General features: G+C 69.4%; 12 protein-coding genes. 9 read left to right on the forward strand and 3 right to left on the reverse strand.

Annotated elements, in window-relative coordinates; genetic code table 11:
- Window positions 1-16 precede the first annotated feature (16 nt).
- Window positions 17-1,846 carry an NAD(P)/FAD-dependent oxidoreductase gene (locus tag ABN611_RS33855; protein WP_350276360.1) on the reverse strand — a complete coding sequence of 610 codons (1,830 nt, stop codon included), beginning with the start codon at window positions 1,844-1,846 and terminating at the stop codon, window positions 17-19.
- A 111-nt stretch (window positions 1,847-1,957) separates the two neighbouring features.
- Between ABN611_RS33855 and ABN611_RS33860 the strand changes: the two genes are divergently transcribed.
- Both ABN611_RS33860 and ABN611_RS33865 read left to right on the forward strand, forming a co-directional pair.
- Window positions 1,958-3,169 carry a GAF domain-containing protein gene (locus tag ABN611_RS33860; RefSeq protein ID WP_350276361.1) on the forward strand — a complete coding sequence of 404 codons (1,212 nt, stop codon included), beginning with the start codon at window positions 1,958-1,960 and terminating at the stop codon, window positions 3,167-3,169.
- A 43-nt stretch (window positions 3,170-3,212) separates the two neighbouring features.
- Window positions 3,213-5,306: a hypothetical protein gene (locus tag ABN611_RS33865; RefSeq protein ID WP_350276362.1), complete on the forward strand. Its 2,094-nt coding sequence runs from the start codon at window positions 3,213-3,215 to the stop codon at window positions 5,304-5,306.
- A 7-nt stretch (window positions 5,307-5,313) separates the two neighbouring features.
- On the opposite strand, the gene ABN611_RS33870 is transcribed toward ABN611_RS33865, so the two are convergent.
- Window positions 5,314-6,420, reverse strand: coding sequence for a HAMP domain-containing sensor histidine kinase (locus tag ABN611_RS33870; RefSeq protein ID WP_350276363.1), 1,107 nt, complete (start codon window positions 6,418-6,420; stop codon window positions 5,314-5,316).
- Window positions 6,413-7,087 carry a response regulator transcription factor gene (locus ABN611_RS33875; RefSeq protein WP_350276364.1) on the reverse strand — a complete coding sequence of 225 codons (675 nt, stop codon included), beginning with the start codon at window positions 7,085-7,087 and terminating at the stop codon, window positions 6,413-6,415. Before ABN611_RS33875 ends, ABN611_RS33870 begins: the two co-directional genes overlap by 8 nt.
- An 87-nt stretch (window positions 7,088-7,174) precedes the next feature.
- Here ABN611_RS33875 and ABN611_RS33880 point away from each other — a divergent pair, with 87 nt between their 5' ends.
- Genes ABN611_RS33880 through ABN611_RS33910 form a run of 7 tightly spaced genes read left to right on the forward strand, consistent with a single transcriptional unit; the run spans window position 7,175 to window position 12,612 of the window.
- Window positions 7,175-7,792, forward strand: a complete 618-nt coding sequence (locus ABN611_RS33880; RefSeq protein ID WP_350276365.1) for a M15 family metallopeptidase — start codon at window positions 7,175-7,177, stop codon at window positions 7,790-7,792.
- On the forward strand, window positions 7,789-8,910 hold the full coding sequence (locus ABN611_RS33885; RefSeq protein WP_350276366.1) for a peptidoglycan bridge formation glycyltransferase FemA/FemB family protein: 1,122 nt from the start codon (window positions 7,789-7,791) through the stop codon (window positions 8,908-8,910). Before ABN611_RS33880 ends, ABN611_RS33885 begins: the two co-directional genes overlap by 4 nt.
- Window position 8,911: 1 nt before the next feature.
- Window positions 8,912-9,490, forward strand: coding sequence for a VanZ family protein (locus tag ABN611_RS33890; RefSeq protein ID WP_350276367.1), 579 nt, complete (start codon window positions 8,912-8,914; stop codon window positions 9,488-9,490).
- Window positions 9,491-9,499: 9 nt separating this feature from the next.
- Complete coding sequence (locus ABN611_RS33895) at window positions 9,500-10,507, forward strand: D-isomer specific 2-hydroxyacid dehydrogenase family protein (RefSeq protein WP_350276368.1); 1,008 nt, start codon at window positions 9,500-9,502, stop codon at window positions 10,505-10,507.
- Window positions 10,500-11,567, forward strand: coding sequence for a D-alanine--(R)-lactate ligase (vanA, locus tag ABN611_RS33900; protein WP_350276369.1), 1,068 nt, complete (start codon window positions 10,500-10,502; stop codon window positions 11,565-11,567). Before ABN611_RS33895 ends, vanA begins: the two co-directional genes overlap by 8 nt.
- Complete coding sequence (vanX, locus tag ABN611_RS33905; RefSeq protein WP_350276370.1) at window positions 11,564-12,172, forward strand: D-Ala-D-Ala dipeptidase VanX; 609 nt, start codon at window positions 11,564-11,566, stop codon at window positions 12,170-12,172. The genes vanA and vanX overlap by 4 nt, the downstream gene beginning before the upstream one ends.
- Window positions 12,172-12,612: a GNAT family N-acetyltransferase gene (locus ABN611_RS33910; protein ID WP_350276371.1), complete on the forward strand. Its 441-nt coding sequence runs from the start codon at window positions 12,172-12,174 to the stop codon at window positions 12,610-12,612. Before vanX ends, ABN611_RS33910 begins: the two co-directional genes overlap by 1 nt.
- Window positions 12,613-12,692 lie beyond the last annotated feature (80 nt).

The following is a 12,692-nucleotide window of genomic DNA, read 5'->3' on the forward strand; positions in this document are numbered from 1 at the left end:
TACTTCGCGGTTCCGGCTACTGCAGGTGATGGACCTCCTGGAGTGCGTAGACGGGCGTCGGGAGGTTCTCGTAGCGGGCCTTGAGCTGCAGGGAGAGGTAGAGGGAGTAGTGGCGGGACTGGTGCAGGTTGCCGCCGTGGAACCAGAGCGCTTCCTGTTGGGTCGGCTTCCACATGTTGCGCTGCTCGCCCTCCCACGGCCCGGGATCCTTCGTGGTGTCGGAGCCGAGACCCCAGCACTTCCCGACCGTGTCGGCGACCTCCTGCGAGATCAGGTCGGCGGCCCAGCCGTTCATCGAGCCGTACCCGGTCGCGTAGACGACGAGGTCGGCCGGCAGCGTGGTCCCGTCCTCGAGCTCCACCGCGTCCTCGGTCAGGTGCGACACCTGTCCGTGCGCGAGCTTCACGTCGCCGTTTGCGACCAGGTCCGCGGCGCCTACGTCGATGTAGTAGCCCGAGCCCCGCCGCAGGTACTTCATGAACAGCCCGGATCCGTCGTCGCCCCAGTCGTGCCGGAACCCGGCCGCCTCCAGCCGCTCGTAGAACTCCTTGTCCTTCTCGGCCATGGCCTGGTACGCCGGGATCTGGAACTCGTGCAGGATCCGGTACGGGATCGACGCGAAGATCAGGTCCGCCTTCTCGGTCGTCACCCCGTTGGCGAGCGCGCGTTCGGAGTACAGGTCACCAAGGCCGTACTCCATCAGCGAGTCGCTCTTCACGATGTGCGTGCTGGACCGCTGCACCATCGTCACGTCGGCGCCGTGCTCCCACAGCGCGCCGCAGATGTCGAAGCTGCTGTTGTTCGACCCGATCACGACGCAGCGCTTCCCGGCGTACGCGTCCGGACCGGGATGCGCGGACGAGTGATGCTGGTCGCCGCGGAACACGTCCTGGCCGGGCAGCGACGGGACGTTCGGCTTCCCGGACATCCCGGTCGCGAGCACGAGGTGGCGCGGCCGGAGCGTCAGCGGCTGCCCTTCGCGCTCGACCAGCACGGTCCATTCGCCGGTCTGTTCGGAGTACGACGCGGAGCGGGCGACGGTGTTCGACCAGTACGGGACCTCCATCGTCTTCACGTACGACTCGAGCCAGTCGCCGATCTTGTCCTTGGGCGCGAACACCGGCCAGTTGTCCGGGAACTTCAGGTACGGCAGGTGGTCGTACCAGACGGGGTCGTGCAGGCACAGCGACTTGTACCGGTTCCGCCACTGGTCGCCCGGCCGCGGGTGCTTGTCGATCACGAGCGCCGGTACGCCGAGTTGCCGCAGCCGCGCGCCGAGCGCGATCCCGCCCTGACCGCCGCCGATCACCAGGACGTACGGCTGCTCGACCGATCCGAGCGACTCGGCCTCCGCCTGCCGCTTCTCGGCCCACGTCCGCCGGTGCTTGTCGACGCCGTGCTGCGCGCCCATCGGCCGCCGTACGCCGCGCGGCTCCTCGTGGCCCTTCAGCTCCCGCAGCGTCGTGAGAAGGGTCCATGCCTTGTCCGTCCCGTCTTCGTCGACGAGTCGCACGAGACCGCCGCCGCGGCCGACGCCCGTCTCGAACTCGAACCAGGCGGTGACGACGCCGTCGGCTTCCGTGGCGGGCTCGCTCAGGTCGAACCCGCTGGGATCGGTGGCGTCGAGCGTGTGCGTCAGCAGGTCGGTGACGCCGTCGGGGTTCTCGACAGTCTTCAGATTCCAGGTAAACGCGACCAGGTCGCGCCAGAAGCTGGTGGTGGCGAACAGGCCGGCGGCCCGAGGTACGTCGCGCGCCCGCAGCGCGTCCTCGAACGCCGTCAGCCAGTTGGTCGCCCGCTCGTCTGCCGACAGCTGGGTGGTCGGCCTCTCCTCGGTCTGGGTCATGGAGTCAGGACAGCGCGCGGGGCGCTCGTACGGCCAGGGTTGCACCACGTTGCATCGTGGCGGGCGTCACAGACTCGGCCTACGATGATCGGGCCGGGCAGGGAGGTCCCCATGACGAGAGCCAGCGCCGCCGCGTACGGGGCGATCCTGCCCGGGACGGACCTTTCGCTGCGGGCCCGTGAGCTGGTGCGGATCCACGACGCGGTGCTGAGCGGCGTACGGCCTCCGCAACGCCCGCGCGCGCTGGTCGCCCGGTCGTGGTCGCGGGTGATGAACCTCGGGCTCGCGGCGGACCACGTCAACACCCGCCGGCCGCTGAGCCACGACGAGCTGGTACGACGGCGTAGTACGTCGCGGTTGTCGCTCGTGATCGACGAACTGCGCCGGGTGCTGACGAGCGTCGCGGACGCCTCGCTGTTCCTGATGGTGGTGTGCGACGCGGACGGGGTGGTGCTGTGGCGCGAGGGGTCGCCGCGGGTGCAGCTGACCGCGGACCGGCTCGGGTTCCTCGAGGGCATGGTGTGGACCGAGCAGGTGGTCGGCACCAACGCGATCGGTACGGCGCTCGCTGAGGCGGCGCCGGTGCAGCTGTTCTCGGCGGAGCACTACGAGAACCATCAGCATCCGTGGTACTGCACGGCCTGGCCGATCCACGACCCGCGTGACGGCCAGCTGCTCGGTGTGGTCGACGTGAGTGGGCCGGCGTTGACGCTGCATCCGGCGATCGCGGCGCTGGTGGAGAGCGCGGTCCGGCTCGCGGAGGCGTCACTGTGGCGGCAGCACCAGGAGCGGCTGGAGAGCCTGCGCCGTTCGACCGAGGCGGTCGTGAGTTCCGCCAACGGTCCGCTGCTGGTGGTCGACGATCACGGATGGGTGGCGCACCACAGTGGGATCGCCGCGCGCGACCGCATCGACGTACCGCGCGCCGACCACGCGGTCGCCGTACCAGGTCTGGGTCTGTGCCTGCCGGAGCGCTTAGGCGACGGCTGGCTGATCCGCCCGCAGGACCCCGGCACCACAATCCGAGCCCGCCTCTACCGCGGCCCCGAACCGAGACTGGAGGTCCTCCGCGACGGCGATCCCTGGCGCACGACCCTCACCCCACGCCACGCCGAGCTCCTCGCAACCCTCGCGACCGCCGGCCCCACCGGCCTCACCGCCGCCGACCTCAGCACCCACCTCTACGGCGACGCCCACCACGAGGTCACCGTCCGAGCCGAAATCTCCCGCCTCCGCCGCACCGCAGGCGCCCTCATCTCCACCCACCCCTACCGCATAACCCCCGGCGTCACCCTCGAGGTCTCCACCCTGTCCAGTTCCTGACAACGAGGTGGCGGGCTGGTGTGGGGGTCGACAGGGTTGAGGGATGGTGGACAGGGAGCGGGAAGGTACCGGGTTTCAGGAGCAGGCGGGGTACGACGAGTCGATCGATCTGCGGACCGACTTCGTCATGGTGTACGGGTTGAACGACACGACGGCGGAGCGGGTCGCGCGGTGGCGGGCGGCGGGGTACCGGGTGCATCTGATGACCGGGATCTCGTGGGGGACGTACCAGGAGTACCTGGACGGGCGGTGGGACGGCGCCGGGCACTGGGACGATGCGCAGACCGCGGCGGACGGTACGCCGATCCTGCACGGGGACAGCGTTGACATTCCGTACATGGTGCCTACCTTCGGCTTCACGGAGTACCTGCTGCAGAAGCTGCGGCCGGTGATCGAGCTCGGGGTCGAAGGGATCCATCTCGAGGAGCCCGAGTTCTGGGCGCGGGCCGGGTACTCCGCGGCGTTCAAGCGCGAGTGGCAGGCCTTCTTCAAGGAGCCCTGGCAGCCGCCGCACAGTACGCCGGAAGCGCACTTCCGTTCCGGCCAGCTCAAACAGCACCTGCTGTCGCGCAGCCTCGACCGCGTCACCTCGGTACTCCGCGACGAAGCCCTCCAGCAGGGCCGCGAGGTCCGCTTCTACGTGCCGACCCACAGCCTCCTGAACTACACCCAGTGGCAGATCATCAGCCCCGAATCGCGCCTCCGCACGCTGCCCTCGATCGACGGCGCCATCGCCCAGGTGTGGACCGGCACCTCGCGGACCCCGAACGTCTACGCCGGCAAGGTCGCCGAGCGCACCTTCGAGACGGCGTACCTCGAATACGGCATCGCCCAGGACCTCACCCGCGGCACCGACCGGCGGATGTGGTTCCTGCACGACCCGATCGAGGACCACCCGGACCGCACCTGGGAGGACTACCTCGCGAACTACCAGCGCACCCTGATCGCCTCCCTCCTCCACCCCGGCGTGTCCCGCTACGAGGTCGCGCCGTGGCCGCACCGGATCTTCAACCGCCCCTACCTCCGCGAGGGCTCCACCGAACGCGAGCTGATCCCGCCGGACACCGCCACCAGCTACCTGATCGCGATGAACACCCTGCGCGACCTCGACCAGCCTGAGGTACGCCGGGCCGACGAAGGCCCGCGGATCGGTATCGCGCTGTCCGACACCGCGATGTTCCAGCGCTGGTCCCCCGGCGGGGAGAGCGGGCACTACGACGGCCTGCAGGACGCGCTCGCGCTGGAGGGCCGCGAACAACTCCATTTCTCCGACTTCTACGGCCTAGCGCTGCCCCCGCTGTACGACGGCCAACGCGTCCGCCCGGTCCAGCTCGAGAACCTCCTCGACACACCCGACGCGCTCGACGACGTCGACGTACTCGTCCTGAGCTACGAGTTCCAGAAACCGCTGGCGCCCGGTATCCACTACGCGCTGGCCGGCTGGGTCAGCCGCGGCGGCAGCCTGCTGTACGTCGGCGACGGCGCGGACCCGTACCACGAGATCCGCTCCTGGTGGACCGGCCGCTACGAGACCTGCGCCGACCACCTCGCCGAGGCGCTCGGCGCGGACCGGAAATGCGACGACATCCAGCCGGTCGGCGACGGCCGCGTCCGCTTCCTGCCGACCAGGCCGGCGGACTTCACGGCCTCCCCCGCGCGCGCCGCCGAACTGGTCGCCGCGATCCGGCAACTCGCCGAAGCAGGCGGCCACACCTGGCAGCCGACCAACTGGTTGTCGGTGCAACGCGGCCCGTACCTGATCGGCGCCGTCCTCGAGGAAGCCGGCGGCTCACAGGTTGTCGAGGGCACCTATCTCGATCTCCTCGACCCGCGCCTGGGCATCGTCCGGCGCCGCGAGCTCGGCCCGGGCGAACTCACCTGGCTCCGCGACCTGACGTACGACGACGTACCGCTGCTCGCCTCCGCGGGCCGTGTCGTCGACTGGCACCAGGACGGCACCACGATCCGTTTCAGCTGTGAGGCACCGCGCGGCGTCAACGTGACCACCGCACTCCGCGTCCCGAGCGAACCGAGCAGTGTCGACGGCGCCGAGGCCCGGTACGACGACGAGCTCGGCGTCCTGTGGCTGACTCACGCAGGCGAGCCGAGCGGCACCCAGCTCACCCTCGAACTCTGACGACGGTTCAGGGCGCCGCCGGGAAATCCACCGTGATGCGGAGCCCGCCGGTCTCGCCGAGCCGCGGTACGACGGTCAGCGTGCCGTCGTGGGCCTTGGTGATGCTCTTCACGATCGCGAGGCCGAGACCGACGCCGCCGTGGTCGCTGTGCACGCGCTCGGTCCCGCGCTGGAACGGCTCGGTCAACGTGGACACGACGCGCGGACTCACGCGGTCGCCGGTGTTCTCGACCGTGAGCACCGCCCGCTGCCCGTCGCCGCGCGTCGTGATCCACACGGTGCCGCCGGCGGGCAGGTTGTGCACGATCGCGTTGTGCACGAGGTTCGTGGTCAGCTGGAGCAGCAGCGCCTGCGACCCGCACGTGAAACCCGCCTCGGCGGTGGACTCGATCGCGACACCGCGCTGCTCCGCGAGTGGCAGCAGCGTCTCCACGGCCTCTTCCGCGAGCAGCGAGAGGTCGACGCGCTCGCGAGCCAACGACAGCTGATCCGCGCGGCTGAGCAGGAGCAACGCCTCGGTGAGATCGATCGCCCGGGCGTTGACGGCGCGCAGCCTCTCGACAAGGTCACCGTCGTCGCGGCCAGGATCGTTGTGAGCCACGTCGAGCATGGTCTTCGTGATCGCCAGCGGAGTACGCAGCTCGTGCGAGGCGTTCGCGGCGAACCGCTGCTGCTCCGCGTCGTGCGCCTCCAGCCGCGCGAGCATCGCGTCGAACGCGTCGGCCAGCTCGCGGAACTCGTCACTGGGACCGGGCAGCTCGATCCGGTGCGTGAGCGAACCGCTCGCCGTCAGCCGGGTGGCCTCGGTGATCCGGTTCAACGGCGCCAGCATCCGGCCGGCGAGGATCCAGCCGCCGAGCAGACCGACGACCAGCAGGATCAGCAGGACCACGGCTGCCCGCGGCGCGAACACCTCCAGGAGCTTGGACCGGATGGGAAACGGCCCGGTCATGTCGAAGTCGGTGCTGCCGGGGATGATCATCATCCGGTCGGGGACGTACCGCAGGAGGAACGCCCACACCGCCCCGAGCAGCAGCGCGCCCGCGAGCATCAGGAAGCCGGCGTAGCTCAGCGTGAGCTTCAGCCGGACGCTGAGGCCCGGCGTCCTAGCCACGTGCGCCGTCGGTGTCGATGCGGTACCCGACGCCGGTCACGGTCGCGATGATCCACGGTTCGCCGAGCCGCTTGCGGAGCGCGGAGACGGTGATCCGGGCGGCGTTCGTGAACGGGTCGGCGTTCTCGTCCCAGGCCCGCGCCAGCAACTCCTCGGCGCTGACGATGCCGCCTTCCGCCGCGACCAGGACCTCGAGTACGGCGAACTGCTTCCGGGTGAGGGCGACGTACCGCCCGTCGCGGTAGACCTCGCGGCGGAACGGGTCGAGCCGCAGGCCCGCGATCTCGCGGACAGGCGGCCGATTGTGGGCGCGCCGCCGGTCGAGCGCGCGCAGCCGCAGCACGAGTTCCTGGAGCTCGAAGGGCTTCGTGAGGTAGTCGTCGGCGCCGAGCTCGAACCCGGACGCCTTGTCGTCCAGCCGGGCGGCGGCGGTCAGCATCAGGATCGGCATACCGCTGCCGGAGGCAACGATCCGTTGGGCGATCTCGTCACCGGACGGGCCCGGGATGTCGCGGTCGAGGACGGCGATGTCGTACTCGTTCACGCTCAGCAGCTCGAGCGCGGTGTCGCCGTCTCCGGCGATGTCGGCCGCGATCGCCTCCAGGCGCAGGCCGTCGCGGATCGCACCCGCCAGCTCGGGCTCGTCCTCGACGATCAGTACGCGCACGGTACCAATGCTACGGGCCGGACCATATCGTCCGTGTATCGAATTCGTGATACGCACCGGCAACACCGCGGTGCGTTGACTGGCCGCATGTCTGCCAGCCAACCAGTCCGTACGGCGAGTCGCCGGACCAGATCGACGATCCGCACCGCCTTCCTGCTCGCCAACGTCGCGGTGGCCGGCATCTTCATCCACCAGTCGCTGGCGCTGTCCTCCGCGCCGGTCGCGTCGACGGGCGCGGAGGACAGGGCGCTCGGCGCGGCGGACGGCGCGGTCGGCCAGGGCGTGACGGTGTTCGACGACGAGGTACCCGCGGTGGTCAACCTCGATCCGTCGCTGTTGAGCGCGTTGCGCCGGGCCGCGAAGGACGCCGCGGGCGACGGGGTCGTGTTCTACGTCAACAGCGGCTGGCGTTCACCGGCCTACCAGGAAGAGCTGCTGCGTCAGGCAGTCTCGAAGTACGGCTCAGCGGAGGAGGCGGCTCGGTGGGTGGCGACGCCCGAGACCTCTCCGCACGTGTCGGGGCAGGCGATCGACATCGGGCGCTCCGATGCCACCGCCTGGCTGTCCGAGCACGGTGCGGCGTACGGGCTGTGCCAGATCTACGACAACGAGCCCTGGCACTACGAGTTGCGCCCGGAGGCTGTCGAGCACGGATGCCCGCCCAGGTACGCCGATCCGACGCATGATCCGAGGATGCAGCGGTGAGCCTGGTCGTCCGTCCGATCAGCGCCGCGGAGCACCTCGCGTTCGTCCGGGCACAGCGGTCGGTGAGCTTCCTGCAGACGCCCGCGTGGGCCCAGGTGAAGACCGAGTGGCGCAGCGAGTCCCTCGGTTGGTACGACGGTACGAGCCTGGTCGGCGCGGGCCTCGTGCTGCACCGCCCGGTCCCCCGGCTCGAGCGCTTCACGCTGGCCTATCTGCCTGAAGGCCCGGTCATCGACTGGAACGGCAACCTCGACGCCTGGCTCGGTCCCTTGGCGAGCCGGCTCCGGGCGCACGGCGCGTTCGCGATCCGGCTCGGGCCGCCGGTGCGGACCGGGACCTGGACCGCGGCCCAGGTCAAGGAGGGCATCGCGGACCGCGCGATCACCCGGCTGACGGACCTTCCGAGCGAGCAGACCGGCGCTCAGGTGACCGCGTGGCTGCGCGAGGCCGGCTGGTTGCCGCAGAACCCGGAGGACGGCTTCGGGACCGGGCACCCGCAGTTCACCTTCGAACTGCCGCTGGCCGGCCGGACCGAGGCCGACGTACTCCAAGGCATGAACCAGCAGTGGCGCCGCAACATCAAGAAGGCGGCCAAGGCGGGCGTCGAGGTCACGACCGGCGACGAGCTGAAGACGTTCCACGACCTCTACGTCCACACCGCGGAACGCGACCGCTTCACACCGCGGCCGCTGCGGTACTTCGAGACGATGTTCGCCGCGATGCGCGTCGAGGAGCCGGACCGGATCCGGCTCTACTCGGCGCATCACGAGGGCCAGCTCGTCGCCGCCGCGGTCATGATCCGCGTCGGCGGTCAGGCGTGGTATGCGTACGGCGCCTCGTCGACCGAGAAGCGTGAGGTCCGCGGGTCGAATGCCTGCCAGTGGGCGATGATCCGCGACGCCCTCGCGGCCGGGTGCGACGTGTACAGCCTGCGCGGCATCACGCCGACGCTCGACGCCGACGACCCGCATGTCGGCCTGATCCAGTTCAAGGTCGGCACCGGCGGAGAAGCGGTGCGGTACGTCGGCGAGTGGGACCTGCCGCTGCGCCCGATGGTGTACCGGGCGTTCGGCCTCTACCTGAGGCAACGGCAGAGCAGACGAGAACGGCGGAGATAGCGTGCGGATCACGGGCTGGCACGGCTGGTTCGGTACCTACAACGGCGTTGCGCTCCTGGCGATCCTCGCGCTGCCACTCGCCGCGGCCGTGGCCTGGGTGTTGGCACGTCGGCGGGTTGCCACGGGTACTTCGCCGGCCTGGGCCTGGCGTACGGCGCTGGCCGAGGTCGGCATCGGGTACGGGACGGTGCCGTGGGTCTGGATGACCATGCTGCCGGGCAGTGGCGCGGGCGAGGTCCCCGGCCGGGTGAGCCTGGTGCCGCTGCGCGACCTGCTGACGATGGGGCCGGGCCAACTGGTCGGCAACTTGTTGGTGTTCGCGGCTCTCGGCTTCCTCGCGCCGCTCCGGTTCCGGGCGCTGGCGTCGGTGCCGCGGGTGGTCGCGCTCGCGGCCGGGTGCTCGGTCCTCGTCGAGACGGCGCAGTACGTCCTCCGACTCGACCGGGTGTCCTCTGTCGACGACGTCCTGCTCAACGCCACGGGGGCCGGGCTGGCGGCGCTGGTGTCGCGCGGCTGGTGGCTGACATGTCGTCGGCATATCGAAAACCCCATACGCGTTGACAACGCCTCTCGGCCTTGACTTGACGGCATGACCCACAGCGAACTGGCCGCCGGAGCTCCTTCCGTCGTCGCGACGACGGGAATCACGATCTTCGGCTGCGAACCGGACGAGGCCGAGCTGTTCCGGGAATTGGCCCCGCGTTTCGGCGTCCTGCCGACGTTCGTCACCGAAGCGGTCACCGAGGAGAATGCCGAGTTGGCCGCCGGCAATCAATGCATCAGTATCGGGCACAAAGCCCGAGTCACCAATTCCACGCTCAGCGCCTTGAGCCGCGTCGGGGTCGCGTACATCTCCACGCGGAGCATCGGTTTCAACCATCTCGACGTACGGTTCGCGGAAAGTCTCGGCATTTCGGTCGGGAACGTCAACTACTCCCCCGACAGCGTCGCCGACTACACCTTGATGCTCATGCTGATGGCGATCCGCAACGCGCAGTCCGTCGTCCGGCGCACGGACCTGCACGACTACCGGTTGAACGACGTACGCGGCCGTGAACTGCGGGAACTCACCGTCGGCGTGGTCGGGACGGGACGCATCGGCGCCGCCGTCATGGATCGTTTGCGGGGCTTCGGCTGCCGGGTCGTGGCGACCGACAAATGGTCCAAGACGTCCGCCGAGTACGTCTCGCTCGACGAGCTGCTGCAGCAGTCGGACATCGTCACGCTGCACACGCCGCTGACGCCGGAAACGCATCATCTGCTGAATCGCCGGCGCATTGCGGCAATGCGTCCCGGCGCCGTCGTGATCAACACCGGGCGCGGCCCGCTGCTCGACACCGAGGCATTGCTGGAAGCTCTGGAATCCGGGCGCCTGGGCGGTGCCGCACTGGACGTCCTCGAAGGCGAAGAAGGAATCTTCTACGCCGACCACAGCAACCAGACTCTGGACAACGAACTGCTGCTGCGATTGCAGCGGGTGCCCACCGTCCTGATCAGTCCGCACACCGCGTACTACACCGACCGTGCTCTCCGGGACACCGTCGAAAACTCTCTCGTCAATTGCCTGAACTTCGAAAGCAGGAACCAGCATGGATAGGTTGAAGGTCGGAATCTTGTTCGGCGGCTCCTCCGAGGAGCACGACGTCTCCGTCAAATCGGCGCAGGAGGTCGCGAAACATCTCGACACCGACAAGTACGAGCCGTACTACATCGGGATCGCGAAGACCGGCGCCTGGAAGCTCTGCGACGCACCGGCCCGTGACTGGGAGAACAGCAAGTGCGTGCCGGTCGAGCTGTCGCCGGACCGCAGTGTCCACGGGCTGCTCGTGATGGAGGCCGACCGGCTCGGCTCGCGCATCCGGCACGGTCAGTACCGCACGATCAGCCTGGACGTGGTCCTCCCGGTACTGCACGGCAAGGGCGGTGAGGACGGCGCGATCCAAGGCCTCCTGGAGCTGTCGGGCATCCCCTACGTCGGCTGCGACATCCAGAGCTCGGCCCTGTGCATGGACAAGACCCTCACGTACCTCGTCACCCGGAACGCGGGCATCGCGACGCCGAACTTCTGGACCGTCACCCCCGACGAGCCCATCGATCCCGCCGAGCTGACGTACCCCGTGTTCGTGAAGCCGGCCCGCTCCGGTTCGTCGTTCGGCGTCAGCAAGGTGGCGGACAAGGACGAGCTGGCGGCCGCGATCGCGGACGCGGCGCAGTACGACGGGAAGATCCTGATCGAGGAGGCCGTCGTCGGCAGCGAGATCGGCTGCGCGATCCTCGGGAACGACCCCGAGCTGACGGTCGGCGAGGTGGACCGGGTCGCGCTCACCCACGGGTTCTTCAAGATCCACCAGGAAGCGTCACCGGAGACCGGCTCAGAGAACTCGACGTTCGTCGTGCCGGCGGACATCTCGGCGGAGGCGCGCTCGCTGGTCCAGGAGACCGCGAAGGCCGTCTACCGCGCGCTCGGGTGCGGCGGGCTCGCGCGGGTCGACCTGTTCCTCACCCCGGACGGGAAGGTGGTGCTCAACGAGGTCAACACCTTCCCGGGCCTGACGTCGTACAGCCGCTATCCGCGGATGATGGCGGCCGCGGGCATCCCGCTGGGCGAGGTGATCGACCGGCTGGTGACCTTGACACTGACCGGGAAGGCGCGATGACCGCGGAGCTGGTGTACGTCGACGAGTTCGCGGCCGGGATCCGGTGGGACGCGAAGTACGCGACCTGGGACAACTTCACCGGGAAGCCGGTCGACGGCTACGCGGCGAACCGGATCGTCGGCACGCGGGCGTTGTGCGCGGCGCTGGACACCGCGCGGGAGAAGGCAGAGCCGCTCGGCTTCGGCTTGCTGCTCTGGGACGGCTACCGGCCGCAGCGCGCGGTCGACAGCTTCCTGCGCTGGTCGGAGCTTCCGGAGGACGGCCGCACGAAACCTCGCCACTACCCGAACATCAACCGCGCCACGATGTTCGAGAACGGGTACGTCGCGACGCGCTCCAGCCACACCCGGGGCAGCGCGGTCGACCTGACCCTGTTCGCCCTGGACACCGGCGAACTGGTCCCGATGGGCGGCGACCACGACCTGATGGACTCGATCTCGCACCACGGCGCACCAGGCATCACCGCCTCCGAAGCGACCAACCGCGAAACCCTGGCCACCATCATGGAAGCAGCCGGCTTCGAGCGCTACGCCTACGAGTGGTGGCACTACACCCTCCGCAACGAGCCCTACCCGAACACCTACTTCGACCTCCCGATCACCTGATGCTCCACATCAGACCAGCCCAGCCGGCAGACGCGGCCGCCATCAGCGGACTTCTGCACGAACTCGGCTATCCCCAGGACGGCACGACAGCGGCGCGGATCCAGGCGTGGGCCGAAGACCCCGCCGGAACGGCATACGTGGCCGATGCCGACGGCAACCTCCTCGGGGTGATCGCGGTCTACGTCTGCCCGTTCTTCGAACGCACCGGCTCCTGGGCACGCATCGTCGCCCTGGTCGTCGCCGCGCAGGCCCGCGGCCAGGGCATCGGACGGCGGCTCGTCTCGGCAGCGGAGTCCTTCGCCGCCACGAAGGGCTGCTCGCGGATGGAGGTCACCAGCGCGGACCACCGCCTCGACGCTCACGAGTTCTACCGACGCACGGGCTACCGCAAGCAGACATCGCAGCGCTTCCTTCGCGACCTCGTCGCGTCCGATCGCTGACAGGTCAGTTGCGCAGCGGGCATGTCGCGTCGTAGGTTGCCGTCGGTTGATGCGATCAAGTCGCATCTGAGGCGTGGAGG

Source organism: Kribbella sp. HUAS MG21, from assembly GCF_040254265.1.
GTDB lineage: Bacteria > Actinomycetota > Actinomycetes > Propionibacteriales > Kribbellaceae > Kribbella.

What these genes read in the sequence shown, in the direction of transcription:
- ABN611_RS33860 (WP_350276361.1), top strand. Translation starts at nt 1,958, where the DNA reads ATGACGAGAGCCAGCGCCGCCGCGTACGGGGCGATCCTGCCCGGGACG.
- ABN611_RS33895 (WP_350276368.1), top strand. Translation starts at nt 9,500, where the DNA reads ATGACCCACAGCGAACTGGCCGCCGGAGCTCCTTCCGTCGTCGCGACG.
- ABN611_RS33880 (WP_350276365.1), top strand. Translation starts at nt 7,175, where the DNA reads ATGTCTGCCAGCCAACCAGTCCGTACGGCGAGTCGCCGGACCAGATCG.
- ABN611_RS33910 (WP_350276371.1), top strand. Translation starts at nt 12,172, where the DNA reads ATGCTCCACATCAGACCAGCCCAGCCGGCAGACGCGGCCGCCATCAGC.
- ABN611_RS33855 (WP_350276360.1), bottom strand. Translation starts at nt 1,846, where the DNA reads ATGACCCAGACCGAGGAGAGGCCGACCACCCAGCTGTCGGCAGACGAG.
- vanA (WP_350276369.1), top strand. Translation starts at nt 10,500, where the DNA reads ATGGATAGGTTGAAGGTCGGAATCTTGTTCGGCGGCTCCTCCGAGGAG.
- vanX (WP_350276370.1), top strand. Translation starts at nt 11,564, where the DNA reads ATGACCGCGGAGCTGGTGTACGTCGACGAGTTCGCGGCCGGGATCCGG.
- ABN611_RS33865 (WP_350276362.1), top strand. Translation starts at nt 3,213, where the DNA reads ATGGTGGACAGGGAGCGGGAAGGTACCGGGTTTCAGGAGCAGGCGGGG.